The sequence below is a fragment of the Actinoallomurus sp. NBC_01490 genome, assembly GCF_036227085.1.
GTDB lineage: Bacteria > Actinomycetota > Actinomycetes > Streptosporangiales > Streptosporangiaceae > Actinoallomurus > Actinoallomurus oryzae.
This window is the reverse complement of record NZ_CP109433.1, coordinates 6,945,775-6,967,690: the sequence shown is the minus strand read 5'-3', so window position 1 is coordinate 6,967,690 and position 21,916 is coordinate 6,945,775. Positions and strand designations below refer to the sequence as shown.

The following is a 21,916-nucleotide window of genomic DNA, read 5'->3' as shown; positions in this document are numbered from 1 at the left end:
GCCGGGAGGCGGGCATCGCCCCGCGTCCCGGCACCCCTCCGGCGGCCCACCTCGCTGAGCGTGAGAGGCAGAGCGACAGATGAGACCCAGACCCCTTCCCACCCTGCCGGCCCGGCGCAGAACGCCCCGTGCCCGGGCCGCGGTGGCCGTGGCGATACTGAGCGCGGTGATCTCGGCGCTGTGGCTGACGCCGAGTGCGGCGGCGGGCGCGTACGACCACAAGCTCCATGCGGCGGCGGACCAGGTGCTCACCTGGACCGCCGACGACAGCATGACCGCCTACAAGTCCGCGCCGTCCACGGCGACCGCCGGCCCCGTGACGATCGTCTTCGACAACAGCACGGCCAGCGGCAACACCACCGGGATGACGCACACCCTGACCTTCGACACGTCCACTGCCGGCTACAACCACGACGTCAACGTCAACATCATCTCCAGCCCGTTCGACGCCAACGGCGGCCATCACGAGGTCCAGGCCAACCTCACTCCCGGCAAGTACCGCTACTACTGCGCCATGCCGGGCCACCAGATGAGCGGCGAGCTCGTGGTCACCGCCGGCGGTGGCACGGACACGACGCCGCCGCAGGTGTCGGCGTCGGTGTCGGGGGACAAGGACGCGGACGGGAACTACGTGGGTTCGGCCACGGTGACGGTGTCGGCGAGTGACACCGAGTCCGGGGTGGCCACGGTGGAGTACGCGCTGGACGGTGCGCCGTACACGGCGTACTCGGCTCCGGTCTCGGTCAATGACGCCGGTGATCATACGGTGAAGTACCGGGCGACGGACAAGGCGGGCAACACCTCGCCGGAGGGTTCGGTGTCGTTCACGGTGGCTCCGCCGCCGAGCGGCGACACCACCCCGCCGCAGGTGTCGGCGACCGTGTCGGGAGACAAGAACCCGGACGGCACCTACGCGGGCCCGGCCACCGTCACCGTCGTGGCGAGTGACACCGAGTCCGGGGTGGCCACGGTGGAGTACGCGCTGGACGACCAGCCGTTCACGGCGTACGCGAACCCCGTCGTGGTCGACCAGCCGGGTGCCCACATGGTCCAGTTCCGAGCGACGGACAAGGCGGGGAACACCTCGCCCGCGGGCTCGGTGTCGTTCACGGTGGCCGCGCCGCCGGGGAAGGACACGACGCCCCCGGAGGTGTCGGCGTCGGTGTCGGGGGACAAGGACGCGGACGGGAACTACGTGGGTTCGGCCACGGTGACGGTGTCGGCGAGTGACACCGAGTCCGGGGTGGCCACGGTGGAGTACGCGCTGGACGGCGGGCCGTACACGGCGTACTCGGCTCCGGTCTCGGTCAATGACGCCGGTGATCATACGGTGAAGTACCGGGCGACGGACAAGGCGGGCAACACCTCGCCGGAGGGTTCGGTGTCGTTCACGGTGGCCGCGCCGCCGAGCGGCGACACCACCCCGCCCCAGGTCTCGGTGCAGGCCACCGGTGACCAGGACTGGGCCTGGAACTACGTGGGCTCGGCCACCGTGACGATCTCGGCGAGCGACGACGACTCCGGGGTGGCCACGGTGGAGTACGCGCTCGACGGCGGGCCGTTCACGGCGTACACCAAGCCGTTCGCGGTCGCCCAGCCCGGCGGGCACACGGTGCGGTTCCGCGCCACGGACAAGGCCGGAAACACCTCCGACGTCGGCACGGCGAAGTTCCGGGTCGTCAAGAGCGGGTCGTAGTACCGAACAGAAGGAGCGATCACCCATGTGTGGTAACGAGCGCGTGACGTTCGACCGGCGGAAATTCCTCAGGGGGCTGGCCGCCACCGCGGCGGGTGTCACCGCGGTCGGCGCGACGGGCGGGCTGGCGTCGAGCGCCTTCGCCGACACGACCGGTTCCCGTGGCCACGGCAGGCACATCCCGAACGGCAAGATCGGTCTTCAGCTCTACTCCGTACGCGACGCGTTCATGGCCCAGCCGGAGGCCGTCCTGCGCGCCCTGTCCAGAGCCGGCTACCGCAAGGTGGAGTTCGCGGGGCTGCCGGGCGGCACCGACCCGGCCCACGCCCCGGCGATCCGCGCGATGCTCGACAAGTACCACCTGGTGGCGATCTCCAGCCACCACAACTACAGCGAGTTCACCGACGAGAACCGGCTGAAGCAGCTCATCGAGATGGCGAAGATCCTGGGCCAGAAGTACATCGTGTGCCCGGGCGGCGTGCCCAACACCGCCGACGGCTTCGCCCAGGCCGGCCCGGCCTTCAACCGGGCGGGGGAGAAGATCCGCGCAGCCGGGATGAAGCTCGGCTACCACAACCACACCGGCGAGTTCCAGGGCCACGGCCCGGACGGCCGGACGTTCTACCAGATCCTGCTCGACAGCTCCGACCCCCATCTGCTGCACATGGAGCTCGACATGGGCTGGTCGAGCGCCGCCGGGCTCAGCGCCCAGGACAACCTCAACCTCATGGCCGCGAACAAGGGACGGATGCTCCTGGCCCACGTCAAGGACCTGCACCCGGACGGCAGCCTCGCCGACCTCGGCACCGGCATCGTCGATTACAAGACGATCCTGAGCGGGGCGACCCGGCTCGGCATGCGGGAGTTCATCATCGAGAACGACGACCAGAGCAACCCGCTGACCGACTCCCGGGCAGCGAACATGCACGACTACCTGGCCACGCTCAAGCTCTGAGGCCGAGCCATCCACCCAGCGGAGCGTCTCCCGCCGGTCCGGCCACAGGCGGGACCGCGCGGGATCGCTCCGCCGATAAGGTCTTAAACCGCGTCGGGCGTCTCGGCCTCGGAACCGAGAATGCCGATGGCGAGGTCGGTGGTGCGGGCTACCTCGACGCACTCGCCGTTCGGCTCGCTGTGTCCTGACTTGCGCCAGTCGATGTAATGGTCGGTCATGCGTCCGATTCTGTCTGGTAAGCCGGCCGGTTAGCCAGCCCTTCGAGGAAGGCCAAGGTGTCGTCGACGGAAAGTGCGGCCTGCCGCAGGCGGTCGTACAACCCCGTATAGCGGGACAGTTCGTCTTCTTGTGCGAGTACGACATCGGCGGTGACGGTGTCGACGACACCCATGGGGGGATCGCTCGGGTCGGGGAACGTGTAGAGGAAGAACGATGCCTTCGGCAGGAAACCGCCCGGGATCGGGACGTCCGATGGCAACACCCGCATGGTGATGCGTTCATCGGTGGAGACAATCTTTATCAGGTGTCGGAGCTGGGCGGCCTTCACCGCAGGTGGCACGGCCAACCGGTGAATCATGCACTCGTCGAGCACGGCCTCGTACGTCGGTCCGTCCGGGCCGAGAAGGTGCTGCTGGCGGCGGGTCCGGGCGTCGGCCATGCGTTCCGGTCGATAGTCGAGCGACCCCTGGCAACGGTCCAGCGTGACCATCGCGTCGATGAACTCAGGGATCTGTAGTACGGCCGGGAAGGCCGTCTGGTTGTAGCTGTGAATGGACGCGGCCCCTGATTCCAGGTCGGCGTACAAACGCTGGCGAGGGCCCATGGCATTGCCGTACCTGTCCCACCAGCCCTTACGCGCGGCCGCGTGGGCCAGTTCGTGGATCTTGTCATACCGCCGACCGGTTACCTCCAAGACGTTGAGAATGGAGACGATCTCGGCGAGATCGGGGCGGATCTGCGCGTTCTCCATTTTGGAGATCTTCGAGCGTGACTGGTAGATGAGCCGCGCCAGTTCGTCGGTGGTCAGGCCGTGCTCCTCGCGCAGTTTGCGGAGCTCGTCCCCGAGGCGGCGGCGCCGGAGATAAGGGCTGGTCATAGGGAGACCTCGTGTGGCTGGGCTGACGGACGGCCGACCCATTACACAGAGTCGGTAATCGTGACGTTATGCGGTCACTGCTCCGCATGTCCCCTGATCGGGCGTCGCGTCCCGGAGATCGCGCGTTCGGACGGCGGACATCCGGCTCGTGAACGTTCGCCGGCAATCTTCGCGTAACACGCCATTGACATCCCTGAGGTCGGGTGTAGCGTACCGCCTCAACGATCACGTGAACGTTAATGTGAGGATGCGCGATGCCCCAGAGACGGCTCTCCCGCAGGTGGACGAAGGTCGCGGTGTCCGCCGCCGCGGCCCTCCTGACGCTCACGAACGCATCCGCCGCCGTGGCCGCCGGGAACGGGAACGGGAACGGGCCGGGCGGCCGGGCGCGATCCATCGACGTCCGCATCGGCAGCTACAACGTCTGCGGCCAGGGCTGTCTGCCGACCAAGGAGGAGTGCGAGCGGGTCATCGGCCGTGACTGCGCGACCAAGCTCAAGCCCTGGGCCGACGGGCGGGCCGCGGCGGTGGCCGAGGACATCGACGCCGCCGGGCTGGGGGTCGTCGCGACCCAGGAGATCGGCAACAACCCGACCCCGACGCAGACCGGCGTCGACGTCGAGTCCTTCCGCGCCCCGCTGACCGCGGCGCTCGCCGAGCACGGGTACGCGGAGGCACCCGCGGACTACGCGGGCGCCCGTCACCCCTGGTACGGCTACCCGCTCAAGTCCGGCGCCGGCCGGTTCACCTACTACGACGCCTCCCGCTACTCCCACCTCGACGAGCGCGGGCGCGAGCTGCCCCACGACCTGTTCTGGCTGCCCGACTCCACCGAGATCTACGGCAAGACCATGACCTGGAACGTCCTGCGCCAGCGGGCGACCGGTGTCCGCTTCGTCGTCGTCGACATGCACCTGGAGTACCGCAAGAACGGCGCGACCGACCCCAACGGCTGGACCAAGAACTGGGACCAGGTCCGGTACGGCGACGCGCGGCGGACCGCCGAGGAGCTCACCCTGCACGACCCGCGGACCAGGGACCTGCCGATCGTGTTCGCCGGGGACATGAACTCCGGTTCGACCGCGGACGGCGCGAGCGCGGTCGACGCCTTCTCCGACGTGGGCTTCGTCGACGCGCACGCCGTCGCCGCCCGTCGAGTCGGCGACGAGTACGCCTCCTTCAACGGCGGGAAGATCCCTCTCCCGTCCGGGGAGAAGATCGACCACATCTTCGTCCGGAAGGGCACGCCGGTCCGCGACTGGGTGCTGGTTCCGCAGACGACCGAGACGTCCGGAGCGCCGGCGGAGCTGCTCCGTTCCGACCACAACCTCTCCTACGCGAACGTCCGCCTGAAAGGAACGTCCCGTTGACGACCACGCCGTACGTCGATCCGCGCCTGCTCGATCCGAAGCTGGCCAAGTTCAACCCGCTGCGCCGGATCCTCGTGCACGACGACTTCAACGACGGCACCCACGGGTGGGTCGAACTGATCGGCAACCACGATGAGCACGGCGACCTCGACACCGTCGATGAGCACATGTCCGACTTCCGGCCCCCGCAGCTCAGCTCCTGCAGCTTCTTCGACGTCGGCACCCACGGCGCCATGTCGGGCACGTACGCGCTGAAGGTCGCCACGCGGCCGGTCGCCGGGCACACCGGCGTCGCGATCCGCCGGCTCACCATGTCGGGCCGCGGCCGGGTGCAGTTCGAGACGTACCTGGCGTACAAGGCGGAGGCGGCCTCGGCCGAGAACGGCGCCGCGACGGCGGCCGGCGGCGGGCGGTGGGACGCGAACAACCACCCGTCGGAACAGCAGTTCGGCGCGTTCACCGTCGCGACCGACATCTGCGACGGCGTCCGCTACCACACCGTGGCGCGGTACCTGAACACCGACCTGGACCACCAGGTACGGCACCAGTGGGTGTATCCCACCGTCCCGGAGCCGACGCCGCGCGAGCACTTCGAGGGCAAGGTCAAGCTGCCGCGGACGGCGGACTTCACCGCGCCGAACCCCGAGGACTGGAAGCCGTTCGGCGAACCGCAGGAGATGTGCTTCAACGAGGTCCCCACCAAGGTCAACTGGCACTACCTGCGCTGGGTGATCGACACCAGCACCCGGAAGAACGTCGAGCTCCAGCTCAACGACGTCGTCCACGACATGTCCGACGTCCCGGTCCCGCCGTACGACGAGCACTACGGGTCGCTGCAGAACCTGCTCAACTTCTACGTCTCCGTCCGCACGCACACCGATGTACGGAACTTCCTGTACCTCGACTCGGTGCTGATCTCGGTGGACTGGTGAGAAAGGCCCCGATGAACATGCGACAGTCGCTCACCGCCGTCATCGAGCGCAACACGACGCTGACCGGCGAGTTCACCACCGAGCCGTACGAGGCCGCCTGGGCCGGCGAGGCCCGCTGGTTCGTCCGCGTCCTCGACGCCACCGGGCGCGCACCCCGCCTCGTCGCGCGCACGCAGATCTCGCCGGACGGCCTGCACTGGTGCGACCTGGACGGGGTCGACCAGACCGTCACGCCCGGCGACGGCCCCGTGCACAGCTGGCCGGCGACCGGTTTCGGTGGCTGGCTCAGGCTGCGCGGCACCGTCGTCGACGAGGCGCCGGACGACGCCGCGGGGATCAAGGTCCTCATCTACCTGGCGCTGAAGGCATGACCGGGGCGGCGGCATGAGGACGACAGGCAGGCCGGACACCGGCGGCGCGCACGTCGGGCGGCGGGACTTCCTCGCCATGGCCGGGCTCGGATCCGCGAGCGTGCTCCTGGCCGGCTGCGGCTTCGGCGGCGGGGGCGGCGCTCCCAAGGGCGCGCTGCGCGCCGCGTTCGGCCAGCCGGTCACCGACCTGGACCCGTACAACGCCGCGACGGCGGTCGACGAGGCGTCCCTGATCGTCAAGCGCCTGGTGTTCGACACCCTCGTACGGCGCCAGGGCGACCGGCTGGTCCCGGGGCTGGCGACCGGCTGGGAACGTACGAACGACACCACCTGGGTGTTCACGCTGCGCCGCGGCGCCCGGTTCCACGACGGCACTCCCGTCACCGCGGCCGACGTCGCGGCCTGCCTGAAGCGCACGCGGGCGGTCGCCTCCGCACAGACGCCGCTGTGGGCCTCGGTCACCAAGGCGGAGGCCCGGGACGACCACACGGTGGTCTTCACCACCGACGGCCCGCTCGGTTCGCTCCCGGTCAACCTCACGCTGCTCTTCGTCGTCCCGGCCGCCCGGGTCGCCGATCCGGAGCAGAAGCGCCGTCCGATCGGGTCCGGGCCGTTCCGGGTCACCGGGTTCACGCCGTCGACCTCGGTCGAGCTGGCGCGCTTCGACGACTACTGGGGCGGCCGGGCCGACCTGCCCGGGATCTCGATGCCGTACATCGCCGAGACCTCATCGGCGATCACCGCGCTCCGCAACGGGGACATCGACCTGCTGTGGCCGATCCCACCGGACCAGCTGCCGGAGGTCACCGGAGTGAAAGGCGTCGGCGTCGAGCGCATCCCCTCATGGACGTACTACCTCAACTGGTTCAACTGCTCGCGGAGGCCGTTCACGGATCCGAACGTCCGCCGCGCCATGTGCCAGGCCGTCAACCTGCCGCAGATCGTGGACCGGCTCTTCGGCCGTGGGGGACAGCAGATGCGCGCGCCGATCCCCTCGACGGTCGCCGGGTACGCCGCGCAGGAGCCCTGGAGCTACGACCCGGCCGCGGCGAAGCGCCTGCTCGCCGCCGCCGGGCTCGGCCGGGGCTTCACCACCTCGATGATGTGGTTCGACGCCACCGGCCCGCTCGCGCGTGAGCTCGCCGAGGCGATGATCTCCTCATGGGCCGACATCGGGGTCACGGTCCGCCCGCAGAGCATCGAGAAGGCCCAGTGGCTCGAACGCCTGAACAGCCTCGACTGGGACATGAACCTCCAGACGAACACCGTGACCACGGGCGACGCGGCGTTCACCGTCGGCCGCCTGTACACCTCCAAGGCCCACCGGATGGGCTACAAGAACCCGGCCCTCGACAAGATCCTCGCGAGCGCCGCGGCGGCACCCTACGGATCGGACCGCGACGCCCTCTACGGTGAGGCGTGCAAGATCATCTGGTCCGACGCCGTCGGACTGTTCCCGCTCACCCTCGTCACCGGGTACGGACGTTCGCGCCGGCTCACCGGCTTCACGCCCGCTCCGAACAACCAGCCCGACCTCGCGGCGGTGAGGCGCCGATGACACCGTGCCGGAGGATCCGATGAGCCCACGACGCCGTACGACGCTGCGTGACATCGCCGAGTCGCTCGACCTGTCGGTCAACACCGTCTCACGGGCGCTCGCCGACAAGGACGCGGTCGGCGTGGAGACGCGGAGGCGCGTCAAGGCCGAGGCCGAGCGCCTGGGCTACGTGCCCAACACGATGGCCCGCTCTCTCGTCCTGCAGAACGCGATGACCCTGGGGCTGGTCATCACGAACCCGTCCAACCCGTTCTACGCCCGCCTCATCTCCGCGATCGAGGAACGCGGACGCACCCGCGGCTACTCGCTCATGCTGATGGTCACCGAGGACTCGGTCGACAACGAACGCCGCGCCGCCGAGGAGCTGATGCGCTGGGGCGTCGACGGCGTGCTGGCGATCCCGGTCCAGCACGGCGCCGAGCACTGGGAGCGCCTGCGCAAGTCCGGCGTCCCCCTGGTCCTGCTCAACCGCGACCTGCCCGGCCTCGACGTCGACCTCGTCGGCGTCGACTACTACGCCGGTTCCCGGGCGGCGACCGAGCACGCGCTGAGCACCGGCGCCACCGAGCTGTACCTGGTCGAGGAGGACCTGGACATCTCACCGGTCGCCGAGCGCATTCGCGGGTTCCGCGACACGCTCGCGACCCATGGGCTCGCCGCCCCCGACGACGCGGTCGTCCGCGTGGCCTCGCCGGAGGGCGTCTCCGTGTCGGTCCCGTTCGACCCCGGCCCCGCGTACGAGCTCGGCGCCGGTCTCGCCCGCCGAGCCGGACCCGGCGCGGTCGTGCTCGCCGGCAACGACTACCACGCGCTGGGCCTGTGCCGTGCCTTCGCCGAGCAGGGCCTGCGGGTCGGCGTGGACATCGGCGTCATCGGCCACGGCGACCACCCCTTCTCGGCCTACCTCGACCCTCCGCTGACCACGGTGCGGCTGCCCGCCCCCGAGGTGGGGCGGGCCGGCATCGACCGGCTGCTCGAACACGTGGAGACCGCCGGAGGATCCGGCGGCGAGGCGGCCGGCCCGGCGCACACGCTCTTGCCGCCCGAACTCATCGTGCGCGCGTCCGTGCCCGAGACCGCCGGAGGTGAGGGCTGATGGGAGCGTTCGTCGCGAAGCGGCTCGGGCAGGCCGTGGTGGTCGCCTGGGGAGCGCTGACCCTGGTGTTCATCATCGTCCGCGTCGTGCCCGGGGACCCCGCGAAGCTCATCCTCGGCCCGGACGCCTCGGCCGACCAGCTCAAGCACGTACGGTCGGACTTCGGCCTCGATCATCCGCTGTGGCGGCAGTACCTGGAGCACCTCGGCGGCGTCCTGCACGGCGACCTCGGTGACTCGTGGCGGCTCGGCGGCTCCGCGCTCGGCGACACGCTCGAACGCTTCCCCGCCACCCTCACCCTGTCGGTGGTCGCGCTCGTGCTGACCATCCTGCTCGGCTTCCCGCTCGGCATGCTGTGCGCGCGCCGGCCCGGGAAGGTGCTCGACCTGCTGGTGTCCACCGGGTCGCTGGTCGGGCAGGCCGTTCCGTCGTTCTGGCTCGGCATCGTCTTGATCCTGCTGTTCGCCCGCGAGCTCGGCTGGCTGCCCGCCACCGCGGACGGGTCGTTCGCCGGGGTCCTGCTGCCGGCCTTCACCCTCGCGCTGCCGTTCATCGGCTGGCTCGCCCGCCTGGTGCGGGGCGGCGCGCTGGAGGAGGGGGCGAAGGACTACGTGCGCACGGCCCGCGCCAAGGGCGTGCCGGAGGGCCTGGTCCAGTACGTCCACGTGGGCCGGAACATCGCGGTGCCGGTCGTCACCGTGCTCGGCCTCCTGATGGGCAACTTCATCGCCAACGCGGTCATCATCGAGGTCGTCTTCTCCTGGCCCGGCATCGGGTCGCTGATGGTGGACGCGATCACGAACCGCGACTACGCCGTCGTCGAGGCCGCGGTCCTCACGATGACCGTCTCCTACATCGCCCTGAACCTGCTCGTGGACGTCGTCTACTTCGCCCTCGACCCGCGCCTCACCCCGGAGAACGCATGAGTGAGCGAAGCGAGCGAATCGAGAACACGGCCTGCCCGGTCTCTCTCCCGACGAAGGAGGGCTCATGACTGCCATTACCGTGCCCGAAGGAGTCGCGGCACGCACCGAGACCGGCCGGCGGCGTGTCCCCGTACGCGTGTGGGTCGGCGCCGGGGTGCTGGCGTTGTTCGTCCTCGCCGCGCTCCTGGGTCCGCTGCTGCGGCCGTACGATCCGGTGGCGACGCATCTGCCCGACCGGCTCCTCGCGCCCGGCAGCCGTACCGGCACCGGGTCGATCGCCTGGCTCGGCACCGACCAGGTGGGCCGTGACCTGCTCGCCAACCTGCTCGCCGGGGCCCGGATCACGCTCCTCGTCGCCGGCGCGACGGTCGTCGTCGGGGGCGTCGTCGGTCTCGTCGTCGGTCTGGTCTCCGGCTACTTCGGCGGCCCGCTGGACACCGTCCTGTCACGCGTCGGCGACGTACAGCTCGCGTTCCCCTCGATCCTGCTGGCGATCCTGCTGGCCGGGGTCCTCGGCCCGAGCATCACCAACATCGTCATCACGCTGGCGATCACCCGCTGGGTCATCTTCGCCCGCGTCGTCCGCGCGTCGGCCATGTCCACGCGACGGCTGGAGTTCGTCGACTCCGCCCGCGTCCTGGGCTGCGGGCATCTGCGCATCCTGCTCCGGCACGTGCTGCCGTCCTGCTGGCAGCCGCTGCTCGTCGCGGCGACGGTCCAGGTCGGCCTGGTGATGGTGGCCGAGGCGTCGCTGAGCTTCCTCGGCCTCGGCGTACCGGTCGACACGGCCTCCTGGGGCGCCACGGTCTCGATCGGGCGCGACTACCTGGGGTCGGCGTGGTGGATCTCCACGGTGCCGGCCGCCGCGCTCGCGCTCGTCGTCACCGCGGTCGGCGTGGTCGGCGACGGATTCCGTGACCTGTCCGATCCCCGGTCCCAGATCTGAACGAGAGGAGCGACCGATGCCTTCCACCATCGAGGAGGTCGCCGGGGCCACCGAGGCCACCCCGGTCGCGCGGCTGCGCGGAGTCCACATCGGCTTCGGCGCCCCGGGCAGCGAACGCCCCGTCGTCCGGGGCGTCGAACTCGACCTCGTGCCGGGCCGGGTCACCGCCCTGGTCGGGGAGTCCGGCAGCGGCAAGTCGCTGACGACACTCGCCCTCATGGGCCTGCTGCCCAGCGGCGCGCGCGTCAGCGCCGGGTCGATCGAGATCGACGGGCAGGACACGGCCGGGTTCACCGACGCGCAGTGGAGGCGGCTCCGGGGCCCGAAGATCGCGATGGTCTTCCAGGACCCGATGGCCGCCCTGAACCCGTCCTTCACGGTCGGGTGGCAGGTGGCCGAGACGTTCCGCCGCCACCAGGGCGCCTCGCACCGCACCGCGCGGACGCGGGCGATCGAGCTCATGCGCACCGTCGGCATCCCCGACGCCGAACGCAAGTACCACGCCTACCCGCACGAGTTCTCCGGAGGGATGCGCCAGCGCGCGGTGATCGCCATGGCGCTGGCCCTCGAACCGGAGGTGCTGCTGGCGGACGAGCCCACCACGGCCCTCGACGTGACGGTGCAGGCCCAGATCCTGCGCCTCCTCACGGCCCGGCAGGCCGAGGCGCGCATGGCGATGCTGCTCGTCTCGCACGACCTGGGGGTCGTTGCCCGCGTCGCGCAGCACGTGGCGGTGATGTACGCCGGGCGGATCGTCGAGGCCGGGACCCTGGACGAGGTCTACACCAGCCCGGCGCACCCCTACACGCGCGGGCTGCTCGACGCGATGCCCGACCCCGGCCGCCCCGGCCGGCTCGTGCCCATCGACGGTCAGCCCCCGGCCCCCGGCCGGCTGCCGGCGGGGTGCGCCTTCGCGCCACGCTGCCGCTTCGCCACCGAGGTGTGCCGGACCGACGATCCCGAGGCGCTTCCCGTGCCCGGCCACGGCGTCTCCACCGGCCACGTCGCCGCATGTCATCACAGTGCCCGCGTTCTGGAGGCGCGTTCGTGAACACCGCACAGGCCGCCGCTCCCGGTACCGCTCTCCTGCGGATCCAGGGTCTGCGTGCCGGATATGCCACCCGTGGCCGCTCCGGGTTCGGCCGGCGCCGCGTCGACGCGGTCGCCGGTGTCGACCTGACGGTCCACGCCGGCCAGACCCTCTGCGTCGTGGGTGAGTCCGGCTGCGGCAAGTCGACTCTGGCCCGATCGGTCGTGGGGCTGCTGGATCCGTTCGCCGGGTCGATCTCCTTCGGGGACGTCGACCTGTCCTCAGCGGGACGGCGCGAGCGGCACCGGGTCTCCCGCGACCTGCAGATGGTCTTCCAGGACCCGTACACCTCCCTGAATCCGCGGATGCGCGTCGCCGACGTCATCGCCGAGGGCTGGCACGTGCACCGGGGCGTGCTCCCCGCACGCGAGCACGCGGCCGAGGTCGACCGCCTGCTCTCCCTGGTCGAACTGGACTCCTCCTACGCCGGACGCCGGTTGCACGAGCTGTCGGGAGGACAGTGCCAGCGGGTGAGCATCGCGCGGGCGCTGGCCTTGAGGCCGAAGCTGATCGTGTGCGACGAGGCCGTCTCCGCCCTCGACGTGTCGGTCCGCGCGCAGGTTCTCAACCTCCTGATGGACCTACGGAAGGAGCTGGGGGTCGCCTACCTGTTCATCTCCCACGACCTCGACGTCGTGCGCCACATCGCGGACGAGGTGGCCGTGATGTACCTCGGCACGATCGTCGAGCACGGCACCGCCGAACAGGTCTTCGGAAACCCGCGGCACCCCTACACCCGGGCGCTGCTGTCGGCGGCCCCGTCGATCCACGACCGTCCGGGCGGCACGACCGAGTCCGCACTGACCGGCGAGGTCCCGTCCCCGGCGGCACCGCCGTCGGGATGCCGGTTCCGGACCCGCTGCCCGATAGCGGCCGACGCCTGCGCCACCGAGGTACCCGAGCTGCGGGTCCACGACGGCGGCGACCACGCCGCGGCGTGCCACTTCGCCGGGGAGAACCGCCCGGCCGGAGCCTGAACCGCACGACCGACGGCCCGGCCCCTGCCGCCGAGTGGTACAGGGAGCCGGGCCGTCGGCCGCGCAGAGCCCACGCGGATGGGTCACAGTGTGATCGTGGTCCGCGGTCCGGCGCGGCCCGCGAGCTCGCTGTTGGTGGGAGATTTGGTGCGCGATGACTTCAGGGTCCTTTCCCGCGGCCCGGGGGACGGGCCGTGGGACCTGCCTCGACTACAGCAGAGATTCGCCGAAGGTGGATTCAACGGCCTGAACATCAGGTTCATCCACCCTGCGGCGTTCAAAAGCCTCGATTTCCTCCTGGGCCTGGAAGGGCTCCAGTACCTGGAGGTGACCGGTCGCATCAGGAACGATGTCGCGGCATTCCAACTTCCTGAACTCAGGGAATTGTCTTTGGCCACCCGATCACCTCGTCCTGTCCCTGGGTTCGCAAGCTCGTCGCTGACGTTCTTGGGAATAGACGATCGGGACGGCAAGGACCACATCGCGGCGCTGGAAGGCATTCAGGAGCTGGCGATCTGGCTCTGGAAGGGGCAGAACCTGGCTTTCCTCGACGATGCAGAACTGCCGCTGACGACTCTTCGACTTGAGGGAAGGAAGCAGGTCGCGGCACTCGACGGGATCGCCGGTTGCCGCAAGCTGGTGGAGGTCCAAGTGCGGGAAGCACGGATCGAGAGCCTTGAGCCGTTGAGCGGCCTGACCGCCCTCCGAAGCGTGCGTGTTCTTCCGGGCCCGACAAAGGGAGAAGCCTGCCTCGATCTGTCTCATCTCACCGGGTTGCAGGGGCTTGAAGAGCTGCACCTGGTTCGAGCCGGCGCGATTCGTTCGCTGCGGCCGCTACTGGATCTACCGGCACTTCGCGACGTACGGCTGAGGGACACCGAGATCCTCGATGGGGATCTGTCGCCACTCACCGCCCTCTCTGCCCGCGCCACGGTCGTCCGGCCAGATGAATGAGTGTCCGCGCGGGCAGAGCCGGTCGTCTCAGGCGGTGGCGAGGGCGGTGGTGGGGGACAGGCGGGCGGCGCGGATCGCCGGGTACAGGCCCGCCGCCGCGCCGATGAGCAGCGTCGAGGCCATCCCGCCGCCGGTCGACCAGGCGGGCACCACGGTCTCCCAGGACTGCGCGGTGGCGTACCCGGTCGTCACGGCGATGCCGATGAGGACGCCGCCCACGCCGCCGAGCGCCGACAGCAGCAGGGACTCGGCGAGGAACTGCAGCAGGATGTGGCGGCGGGTGGCGCCCAGGGAGCGGCGCAGCCCGATCTCCGCCCGGCGCTCCAGCACCGAGATGACCATCGTGTTGGCCACGCCGACCCCGCCGACCAGCAGGGCCACCGCCCCTAGACCCAGCAGCAGGCCGGTGAAGGCGCGGTCGGTCGCCTGCCGTGCGGTCAGCGCGTCCGACGGCCGGGACACCTTCACCTCGTTCGGCGCCGCGGGGTTCGCCGTCGCCGCGAGGACCGCCTGAACCGCCTCCACGGCGGAGTCGTCCGTACGGGTGTAGACGGTCGTCGGATGCCCGTCGAACCCCAGGTACGTCGTGGCGGCGGACCAGCCGACGAGCGCCGCGGTGTCCAGCTCGGGGGCGAGCGGTACCGGGGCGAGGATGCCGACGACGGTGAACCACCGGCCGCCGACGTACACCTGCACGTCCGGACCCACCGCGCCGATGCCCAGCCGCTTGGCCGCCGTGGCGCCGAGGACCACGGCCGGGTACCGCGCCGTGGCGGCGTTGAGCCAGGCGCCGTACGCCAGGTTCGCGCGGAGGGCCTGCGGGAGGTCCAGCGAGGTCGCCTGGACCGACAGTCCGCCGCTCTCCTCGGCGGGGATCCGGTCGCTGCGGTACACCTTGGCGTCCGGGACCGTGCCGGTGGCGCAGGCCTGCCGAACCGGCCCGATCCGGCGGATCATCGCGACGGACTCGGTGGGCAGCGTGGCCGTTCCGCCGGTCAGGGTGTCGCCGGGGGCGACGGTCAGCAGGTTCGTGCCGAGCGCCGCGAGCCGGTGGTTCAGGTCGGCGCGGCTCGACGAGGAGATGCCGACCACGGAGACCATCGCGGCGATGCCGATCGCGATGCCCAGCGCCGACAGGACCACCCGCACACGCCGGGTTCGCAGGCCGGCTCCGCCGACGCGCAGCACGTCGCCGGCCCGCAGCCGCGCGGCCGGTGGCCCGGTGGTCGCCTCGGTCATGGTCCCACCACCTCGCCGTCGCGCATGGCCACCTGCCGGGGCAGACTCGCCGCGATGTCCCGGTCATGGGTGATCACGACGACGGTCGTCCCCGCGGCGTGCAGGTCACGCAGGATCTCCAGCACTCCGGCGCCCGACGCCGTGTCGAGGCTGCCGGTCGGTTCGTCGGCCAGCAGCAGGGCCGGCTCGCCGACGACGGCGCGGGCGATGGCCACCCGTTGCCGTTCGCCGCCGGACAGCTCATGGGGCGGATGGCCGAGCCGGTCGCCGAGGCCGACGCGGACGAGGGCGTCCGCCGCCCTGGCCCGGCGTTCTCGCATCGGCACGCCGGCGTAGAGCAGCCCGTCCGCGACGTTGTCCACCGCGGGCCGGCCCGGAGCGAGGTGGAACCGCTGGAACACGAACCCGATGCGGTACGCCCGCAGCGCCGAGAGCCGGCGGTCGGACAGCGCCGCCACGTCGTGCCCGTCGACGCGGACCATGCCCGCCGACGGCCGGTCGAGCGTGCCGATGAGATGCAACATGGTGGACTTTCCCGAGCCGGACGGCCCGACGATGGCGAGCATCTCGCCCGCGTCGATGGAGAGCGTGACGCCGCGCAGGGCGGCGACCCCGCCGGGGTACTCCTTGGTGACCGCGTCGAGCTCGACCACGGCCGTCATGACGGCACCCCCACGGTCATCCCCTCGGTGAGGCCGCCGCCGGAGACCTCGACCCGGCCCGCGGCGAACAGGCCGGTCTCCACGGCCACGATCCGGGTGGTCGCGCCGGTCACGACCTGCACGCCGTAGCCGCCCTCGGACAGGGCGAGCAGCGCACCCACCGGCACCGTCAGCACGTTCGAGCGCTCGGAGGCCGCGAAGTCGACGTCCACGGACGCCTGGTCGAGACCGGCCAGGGCCGTCACACGCCCGACCGCGATGGTGACCTTGATCTTCGTGGTGGGATCGCTGTTCTCGTCGCCTCCGGTGTCGATCACCGTCCGGGCGCCGGAGACCTTCCCGGACACGGTCGTTCCGCTCGGCAGCCGGACGGTCACCGGGGTGCCCTGACGCGCCAGCCGCTCGTCGTCCAGGCCGAGTTCCACCGTGATCACCCGCGTCCGGCCCGTGCAGGTGAGCACCGCGGCGCCCGGCCGGAGGGCGTCGCCCGCGGCGGCCTTGCGGGCGGACACCCGCACGGCGTTCGGGGCGTAGACGACGCGGCCGGGCTCGACCGTGCCGGTCTTCGTCAGGCCGAGGTCGCCCTGCCAGTCCTTCACCGCCGCGGCCGTGTCCGCGGTGAACTCGCGGTCCACGGTGAAGCCCCGGTACCCCAGCGCCCACAGGTTCTTCTCGAACTGCCGGACGTCCTTGCCCTTCGTCCCCGGTGCCAGCGTGCGGTAGGCGGGAAGTGAGCCGTACAGGAGCACGACCGGCCTGTCGTCCACCCGGTAGAGCGTCTTTCCGCGTCCTACCGTGGCCCCGGTCACCGGCAGCGCGGTCAGCGTGCCGGCGAGCCGGGCGGTCACCGTACGCTCGCCGCCGTAGGCCAGCCGGCCGGACTCGGTCTGGGTGTCGATGAGGTTCTGCCGCGTCACCTTCGCGGTCGCGGGCGGCAGGCCGCCGCCGCGGGCGGCGGGCCGGTCATCGCCTCCGAGGCCGAGGCCGGTGGCGGTGACGGCCGCCGTCCCGGCGACGAGCAGCGCGGCGGCCGCGGCCACGACCCGACCGACCCTGCGGCGCCGCGCCACGGGCGCGGCCGGCGTGCCGACCGGCCGGGTGGCCGCCGGCCGCCGGCCGGTCCGGATCACTCGGTTCCTCCGGAGTCGGTCGTCGTCGCGCCGCCCCCCAGCCGGTACTTCGAGCACTTCTTCTCGGCCGCCTTGAACCCCGCGCTCATCGGGTCGAGCCCGGGTCCGCCCTTGATCGAGATGTTGCCGTTCGCGTCCGGGTCCGGGAACTTCGGCACGCCGTTCGCCCGCATGCACGCCGCGAGCCTCCGCTGCCGTTCCACCATCTCGGGACTCGCCTTCTGCGGCCGGCCCCCGTTGGGCAAGTACTGCTTGCACTGCTGCGTCACCGCGTTGGCCTTATGCGGATCCGTCCCCTTCGGCAGCGTGACGTCGACCCCGCCGCCGCTCTTCGGGTCCGGCACGTCGATGCCGTGCTGCCGCATGCACTGGGCGAACTTCAGCATCTGGTCCTGCTCGGTACCGCTGCCGGACCCCGCCTTGGCGGTGGCCGTCCTGGTACCGCCGGCCGTGGCCACCCCGTGGTCCTTCCCCGACCCGCCGCATCCGGCGACCGTCACCGTCATCAGCAGGCCGAGGACGATGCCCATCCTGACGCGCATGTTCTTCTCCTCCCGTGCCGGGCGGTCCCCGGGCACGGGAGAAGCTCAGCCGCAAGCGTGTTTCCCGGCCGTTTCCGCGGGCTCTTAACGCCGGGGAAACGCCCTCACCGTCACCCTGGGCGGATGCGCATCCTGGTGGTGGAGGACGAGCCGCTGCTCGCCGACGCGGTGGCGGAGTGGCTGCGCGGTGACGCGCACGCGGTGGACGTGGTGAACGACGGTGGTGCCGCGCTCGAGCGGATCGGCGTGCACGGGTACGACGTGGTGGTACTGGACCGCGACCTGCCGGTCGTGCACGGCGACGACGTCTGCCGGGCCGTCACCGAGTGCGGCTCCGCCGCCCGGGTGCTGATGCTGACGGCCGCGGCGGAGATCGACGACCGGGTCGCGGGGCTCAGCCTCGGCGCGGACGACTACCTGCCCAAGCCGTTCGCGTTCCCCGAGCTCGCCGCCAGGGTGGTGGCGCTGGGGCGCCGCTCGCGGCCCGCCCTGCCGCCCGTTCTGGAACGCGCCGGCATCCGCCTGGACCCGCACCGCCGCGAGGTCCACCGCGACGGCCGGTACGTTCCGCTGTCACGCAAGGAGTTCGCGGTGCTGGCCGAGTTGCTGCGCGCGGACGGCGCGGCGGTGTCCGCGGAGCATCTCCTGGAGAAGGCATGGGACGAATACGCCGATCCGTTCACGGGCGCGGTACGGATCGCGATTCTCAAGCTGCGCCGCAAGCTCGGCGACCCGCCCGTCGTCGTGACCGAGCCGGGAGTGGGGTACCGGATCCCGTGACCGGCGGCGTCCGGTCGTCGAGGATGACCATCCGGGCCCGGCTCACGTTCGTGTACGGCGGGCTGTTCCTGCTCGCCGGCACGGTGCTGCTCGGCGTGACATACGCTCTCACCGCCGGCCGGCTGCCCGGCGGGACCGATGCCATCTTCGGTTCCGCAGGCGCGGTGAACGGGCAGACGCCGTCCGTGACGCCGCCGCCCCTCGTAGGCCGGCAACTGGTCGACCATGTCACGCGCGTGGCCCGGCAGGACGTCCTCGGCTCGCTGCTCGCCCAGGGCGCGATCGCGCTGGCCGTGGTCGGCGCCGCAGCCATCGCCCTCGGCTGGCTGATCGCCGGCCGGCTGCTCCAGCCCCTGGACCGGATGACCGAGACGGCCCGCCGGATCGCCGACGCCCCGGCGGCCGACCGCGGACTGCACGAACGCATCGGGCTGTCCGGGCCGCACGACGAGCTCAAACGGCTCGCCGACACGTTCGACCTCATGCTGGAACGACTCGACCGGTCCTTCGACGGGCAGCGCCGGTTCATCGCGAACGCCTCGCACGAGCTGCGCACCCCGCTCACGCTCAACCGGGCGCTGGTGGAGGTCGCGGTCCACCGCCGGGCCGCGCCCCCGGAGGTACGCCAGCTCGGCGAGACGCTGCTGGAGATCAATGCCCGTCACGAGCGCCTCATCGACGGCCTGCTCATGCTGGCGCGTGCGGAGCCCGAGGTGACCGAGCGCTCCTACGTCGACCTGGCGGACGTCGTCGAGCACGCGATCTCCCGGCTCGAATCCGGAGCGGTCGCCGTGTACGCCGACCCCGGCGAGGCGCCGACCGCCGGCGACCCGGTCCTGCTCGAACGCCTCGTGCAGAACCTCGTGGAGAACGGCGTACGCCACAACGTCCCCGACGGCGGCTGGGTGCGCGTCACCAGCGGCACCCTGGCGGACGGCTCGGCCCAGGTCGTGGTGAGCAACACCGGGCCGGTCGTCCGGCCGTACGAGGTGCCGGCCCTGTTCGAGCCGTTCCGCCGCCTTCGCGCCGAGCGGCTCTCCGCGACCGCGCCCGGCGCGGGGCTCGGCCTGTCGATCGTCCGGTCGGTCGCCCGCGCGCACGGCGGTGACGTACGGGCCGAACCACGGGAGAAGGGCGGCCTCGACGTCACCGTGGTCCTGCCCGGTCCGGAATGAACGACGCTAGGCGTGAGCGAGCAGGATCGCCGGGTTCTCCACGCAGTCGGCCACGTAGCGCAGGAAACCGCCGGCGGCGCCCCCGTCGCAGACCCGGTGGTCGAAGGTGAGGGACAGCTGGGCGACCTTGCGCGCCGTGACCGCGCCGTCGACCACCCAGGACCGGTCGATGATGCGGCCGACGCCGAGGATCGCGGCCTCCGGATGGTTGATGATCGGGGTGGACCCGTCGACGCCGAAGACCCCGTAGTTGTTGAGCGTGAACGTCCCTCCGGTCAGCGCCCGGGGCGGCAGCTCTCCTGAGCGGGCCAGGCCGGTGAGCCGGGTCAGTTCCGCGGCGAGCCGCGCGGTCGTCATCAGGTGCGCGTCCCGGACCACCGGCACGACGAGACCGCGGTCGGTCTGCGCGGCGAAGCCGAGGTTGACGTGCCCGTGCCGGACGATCTCGGCGCGGTCGGTGTCGACCGAGGAGTTCAGCTCGGGGAACCGCGTCAGGCCGTCCACGCAGATGCGGGCCAGCAGCGCGAGCAGCCCGATGCCGAGCTCGGGGCGGACCCGCGCGAGCGCGTTCTTCGCCTCGAGCAGGCCGGTGGCGTCCACGTCCACCCAGGTCGTGGCGTCGGGGATCTCGCGGCGGCTGCGGCTCAGCTTGTCGGCCACGGCCCGGCGCAGCCCGCGTAGCGGGATGCGCTCGGCCGTGAGCCCCCTCGCCGGTGCGGACGCCGGCCGGGCGCCGGCTTCCGCTCGGGCGCCCGCGATGGCCTGCTCGACGTCGCGGCGGAGGATCACTCCGTGCGGGCCGGTGGGGGCGACGGCCGCGAGGTCCAGTCCGTGTTCGCGGGCCATCCTGCGGACGAGCGGGGAGATCACCCGGAGCGCGCGCCGCCGTTCGGGGGCGGGCGGCGGGGTTCCGGCGGCCTTCCGGCCGGCGAGCCGGGAGCCGCGGCGCCGCCCGCGTGTCCCGGAGGCATGGCCGGTGCCGTAGCCGATCAGCACGTTGCCGGAGCCGGCCTGTTCCTCCTCCCGGTAGCGGACGGCGTCGGGGTGCGCGCCCGGACCCGCGTCCGTGGAGGATGCGCCCTCGCCCGTGGCGCCGGAGGGAGACGCCGTCTGGCCCGTGGCGTCGGAGGGAGGTGGCGTCTCGTCCGTGGCGTCCGCCGGGCCGACCTCGATGAGAGGTTCGCCCACCGCCAGGACGGCGCCCGTCTCCGCGCACAGCCGCCGTACGACTCCGGCGTAGGGGACCGGCACCTCCACGGCCGCCTTGGCGGTCTCGACCTCCACCACGATCTGGTCGACCTCGACCGTGTCGCCGACGGCGACCTTCCACTCGACGATCTCGGCCTCGGTCAGGCCCTCGCCGAGGTCGGGCAGGCGGAACACCTGCCGCGTGAGAACGGTCGTCATGACGCCTCCCGGTCCAGGTGGAGGACGTCGGGCTCGTCGTCGAACTGCAGCCGGTCCACCGCGTCGAGGATCCGGTCGGCGTCCGGCAGATGCGCGTGCTCGAGTTTCGGCGGCGGGTAGGGGATGTCGAAGCCCGTGACCCGCAGTACGGGGGCCGCCAGCGAGTGGAAGCAGCGTTCCTGCACGCGTGCCGCGATCTCCGCGCCGACCCCGGCGAACCCCTGGGCCTCCTGGACCACCACGCAGCGGCCCGTCCTGCGCACCGAGGACACGACGGTCTCGTCGTCGAACGGGACGATCGTGCGCAGGTCCACCACCTCCAGGTCGACGCCGTCCCGGGCCGCGGCCTCGGCCGCCTGGAGCGCCACCGGGACGGCGGGGCCGTAGGCGACGAGCGTCGCGTCGCGCCCCGCGCGCCGTACGGCCGCCCGGCCGAACCCCGCGGCGCGGCGATCGCCGGGCTCGGTCTCGCCCTTGGCCCAGTACAGCCGCTTGGGCTCCATGAAGACGACCGGGTCGGGGTCGGCGATGGCGTCGCGCAGCAGCCAGTACGCGTCGTCCGTGGTCGCGGGCGTGACCACCTTCAGGCCCGGCGTGTGGGCGTAGTAGGCCTCGCTGGAGTCGCAGTGGTGCTCGACGCCGCCGATGCCGCCCGCGTACGGGATGCGGATCACCATCGGGAGCGACAGTTTGCCGCGGGTGCGGTTGCGCATCTTGGCCACGTGCGAGGCGATCTGCTCGAAGGCCGGGTAGGCGAAGGCGTCGAACTGCATCTCCACCACGGGCCGGAGACCGCCCATGGCCATGCCCACGGCGAGGCCGACGATGCCCGCCTCGGCCAGCGGGGTGTCGAAGCACCGGTCCTCGCCGAACTCCTTGGTCAGCCCGTCGGTGATCCGGAAGACCCCGCCCAGCGGGCCCACGTCCTCGCCGAAGACCAGGACGCGCTCGTCCTCACCCAGCGCGTCCCGCAGCGCGGTGTTCAGCGCCTGCGCCATCGTCATCGTGGCCATG

At 71.7% G+C, this 21,916-nt stretch carries 22 protein-coding genes; 14 read left to right on the top strand and 8 right to left on the bottom strand.

Annotation, left to right across the window (positions count from 1 at the left end):
* Positions 1 to 79: 79 nt before the first annotated feature.
* The gene (locus OG417_RS32500; RefSeq protein ID WP_329236635.1) at positions 80 to 1,696 is read left to right on the top strand and encodes an OmpL47-type beta-barrel domain-containing protein; all 1,617 of its coding nucleotides are present in this window, start codon (positions 80 to 82) and stop codon (positions 1,694 to 1,696) included.
* A gap of 25 nt (positions 1,697 to 1,721) precedes the next feature.
* Positions 1,722 to 2,651 (top strand): sugar phosphate isomerase/epimerase family protein, encoded by a 930-nt coding sequence (locus OG417_RS32495; protein ID WP_329236633.1) that lies wholly within the window; start codon positions 1,722 to 1,724, stop codon positions 2,649 to 2,651.
* A gap of 83 nt (positions 2,652 to 2,734) precedes the next feature.
* On the opposite strand, the gene OG417_RS32490 is transcribed toward OG417_RS32495, so the two are convergent.
* Positions 2,735 to 2,869, bottom strand: coding sequence for a DUF397 domain-containing protein (locus tag OG417_RS32490; RefSeq protein ID WP_329236631.1), 135 nt, complete (start codon positions 2,867 to 2,869; stop codon positions 2,735 to 2,737).
* Positions 2,866 to 3,747 carry a helix-turn-helix domain-containing protein gene (locus tag OG417_RS32485; protein ID WP_329236629.1) on the bottom strand — a complete coding sequence of 294 codons (882 nt, stop codon included), beginning with the start codon at positions 3,745 to 3,747 and terminating at the stop codon, positions 2,866 to 2,868. The genes OG417_RS32490 and OG417_RS32485 overlap by 4 nt, the downstream gene beginning before the upstream one ends.
* 254 nt (positions 3,748 to 4,001) lie before the next feature.
* Between OG417_RS32485 and OG417_RS32480 the strand changes: the two genes are divergently transcribed.
* The 10 genes from OG417_RS32480 (at position 4,002) to OG417_RS32435 (ending at position 13,967) form a co-directional block, all read left to right on the top strand.
* Positions 4,002 to 5,117, top strand: a complete 1,116-nt coding sequence (locus OG417_RS32480) for a hypothetical protein (RefSeq protein ID WP_329236627.1) — start codon at positions 4,002 to 4,004, stop codon at positions 5,115 to 5,117.
* The gene (locus tag OG417_RS32475; protein ID WP_329236625.1) at positions 5,114 to 6,049 is read left to right on the top strand and encodes a DUF6772 family protein; all 936 of its coding nucleotides are present in this window, start codon (positions 5,114 to 5,116) and stop codon (positions 6,047 to 6,049) included. The genes OG417_RS32480 and OG417_RS32475 overlap by 4 nt, the downstream gene beginning before the upstream one ends.
* A gap of 11 nt (positions 6,050 to 6,060) precedes the next feature.
* Positions 6,061 to 6,420, top strand: coding sequence for a hypothetical protein (locus tag OG417_RS32470; protein WP_329236623.1), 360 nt, complete (start codon positions 6,061 to 6,063; stop codon positions 6,418 to 6,420).
* A 13-nt stretch (positions 6,421 to 6,433) separates the two neighbouring features.
* Positions 6,434 to 7,978: an ABC transporter substrate-binding protein gene (locus tag OG417_RS32465; RefSeq protein WP_329236621.1), complete on the top strand. Its 1,545-nt coding sequence runs from the start codon at positions 6,434 to 6,436 to the stop codon at positions 7,976 to 7,978.
* A 19-nt stretch (positions 7,979 to 7,997) separates the two neighbouring features.
* Positions 7,998 to 9,074 (top strand): LacI family DNA-binding transcriptional regulator, encoded by a 1,077-nt coding sequence (locus OG417_RS32460; RefSeq protein ID WP_329236619.1) that lies wholly within the window; start codon positions 7,998 to 8,000, stop codon positions 9,072 to 9,074.
* Entirely contained in the window at positions 9,074 to 10,000 is a 927-nt protein-coding gene (locus OG417_RS32455) for an ABC transporter permease (RefSeq protein ID WP_329236617.1), read from the top strand. The genes OG417_RS32460 and OG417_RS32455 overlap by 1 nt, the downstream gene beginning before the upstream one ends.
* 64 nt (positions 10,001 to 10,064) lie before the next feature.
* Positions 10,065 to 10,946: an ABC transporter permease gene (locus tag OG417_RS32450; RefSeq protein ID WP_329236615.1), complete on the top strand. Its 882-nt coding sequence runs from the start codon at positions 10,065 to 10,067 to the stop codon at positions 10,944 to 10,946.
* 16 nt (positions 10,947 to 10,962) lie between these two features.
* The gene (locus tag OG417_RS32445; RefSeq protein WP_329236613.1) at positions 10,963 to 11,997 is read left to right on the top strand and encodes an ABC transporter ATP-binding protein; all 1,035 of its coding nucleotides are present in this window, start codon (positions 10,963 to 10,965) and stop codon (positions 11,995 to 11,997) included.
* Complete coding sequence (locus OG417_RS32440; protein WP_329236611.1) at positions 11,994 to 13,013, top strand: ABC transporter ATP-binding protein; 1,020 nt, start codon at positions 11,994 to 11,996, stop codon at positions 13,011 to 13,013. Before OG417_RS32445 ends, OG417_RS32440 begins: the two co-directional genes overlap by 4 nt.
* A 147-nt stretch (positions 13,014 to 13,160) precedes the next feature.
* The gene (locus OG417_RS32435; protein ID WP_329236609.1) at positions 13,161 to 13,967 is read left to right on the top strand and encodes a hypothetical protein; all 807 of its coding nucleotides are present in this window, start codon (positions 13,161 to 13,163) and stop codon (positions 13,965 to 13,967) included.
* Between the two features lie 27 nt (positions 13,968 to 13,994).
* Here OG417_RS32435 and OG417_RS32430 read toward each other — a convergent pair whose 3' ends face one another.
* From OG417_RS32430 to OG417_RS32415, 4 genes are read right to left on the bottom strand one after another with little or no spacing between them, the layout of a single operon-like run.
* A complete protein-coding gene (locus OG417_RS32430) occupies positions 13,995 to 15,206 on the bottom strand; it encodes an ABC transporter permease (RefSeq protein ID WP_329236607.1) in 1,212 nt (403 codons plus the stop codon).
* Complete coding sequence (locus OG417_RS32425) at positions 15,203 to 15,868, bottom strand: ABC transporter ATP-binding protein (protein WP_329236605.1); 666 nt, start codon at positions 15,866 to 15,868, stop codon at positions 15,203 to 15,205. Before OG417_RS32425 ends, OG417_RS32430 begins: the two co-directional genes overlap by 4 nt.
* Positions 15,865 to 16,998 (bottom strand): efflux RND transporter periplasmic adaptor subunit, encoded by a 1,134-nt coding sequence (locus OG417_RS32420; RefSeq protein WP_329236603.1) that lies wholly within the window; start codon positions 16,996 to 16,998, stop codon positions 15,865 to 15,867. Before OG417_RS32420 ends, OG417_RS32425 begins: the two co-directional genes overlap by 4 nt.
* The gene (locus OG417_RS32415) at positions 16,995 to 17,540 is read right to left on the bottom strand and encodes a hypothetical protein (RefSeq protein WP_329236601.1); all 546 of its coding nucleotides are present in this window, start codon (positions 17,538 to 17,540) and stop codon (positions 16,995 to 16,997) included. The genes OG417_RS32420 and OG417_RS32415 overlap by 4 nt, the downstream gene beginning before the upstream one ends.
* A gap of 123 nt (positions 17,541 to 17,663) precedes the next feature.
* Between OG417_RS32415 and OG417_RS32410 the strand changes: the two genes are divergently transcribed.
* Both OG417_RS32410 and OG417_RS32405 read left to right on the top strand, forming a co-directional pair.
* Complete coding sequence (locus tag OG417_RS32410; protein ID WP_329236599.1) at positions 17,664 to 18,320, top strand: response regulator transcription factor; 657 nt, start codon at positions 17,664 to 17,666, stop codon at positions 18,318 to 18,320.
* Positions 18,321 to 18,343: 23 nt separating this feature from the next.
* Complete coding sequence (locus OG417_RS32405) at positions 18,344 to 19,495, top strand: sensor histidine kinase (RefSeq protein ID WP_329236597.1); 1,152 nt, start codon at positions 18,344 to 18,346, stop codon at positions 19,493 to 19,495.
* A gap of 6 nt (positions 19,496 to 19,501) precedes the next feature.
* Here the strand turns inward: OG417_RS32405 and OG417_RS32400 are convergent, their stop codons facing one another.
* Positions 19,502 to 20,902 carry a dihydrolipoamide acetyltransferase family protein gene (locus OG417_RS32400; protein ID WP_329236595.1) on the bottom strand — a complete coding sequence of 467 codons (1,401 nt, stop codon included), beginning with the start codon at positions 20,900 to 20,902 and terminating at the stop codon, positions 19,502 to 19,504.
* Positions 20,899 to 21,915, bottom strand: a complete 1,017-nt coding sequence (locus OG417_RS32395; protein WP_329236593.1) for an alpha-ketoacid dehydrogenase subunit beta — start codon at positions 21,913 to 21,915, stop codon at positions 20,899 to 20,901. The genes OG417_RS32400 and OG417_RS32395 overlap by 4 nt, the downstream gene beginning before the upstream one ends.
* Position 21,916: the final 1 nt, after the last annotated feature.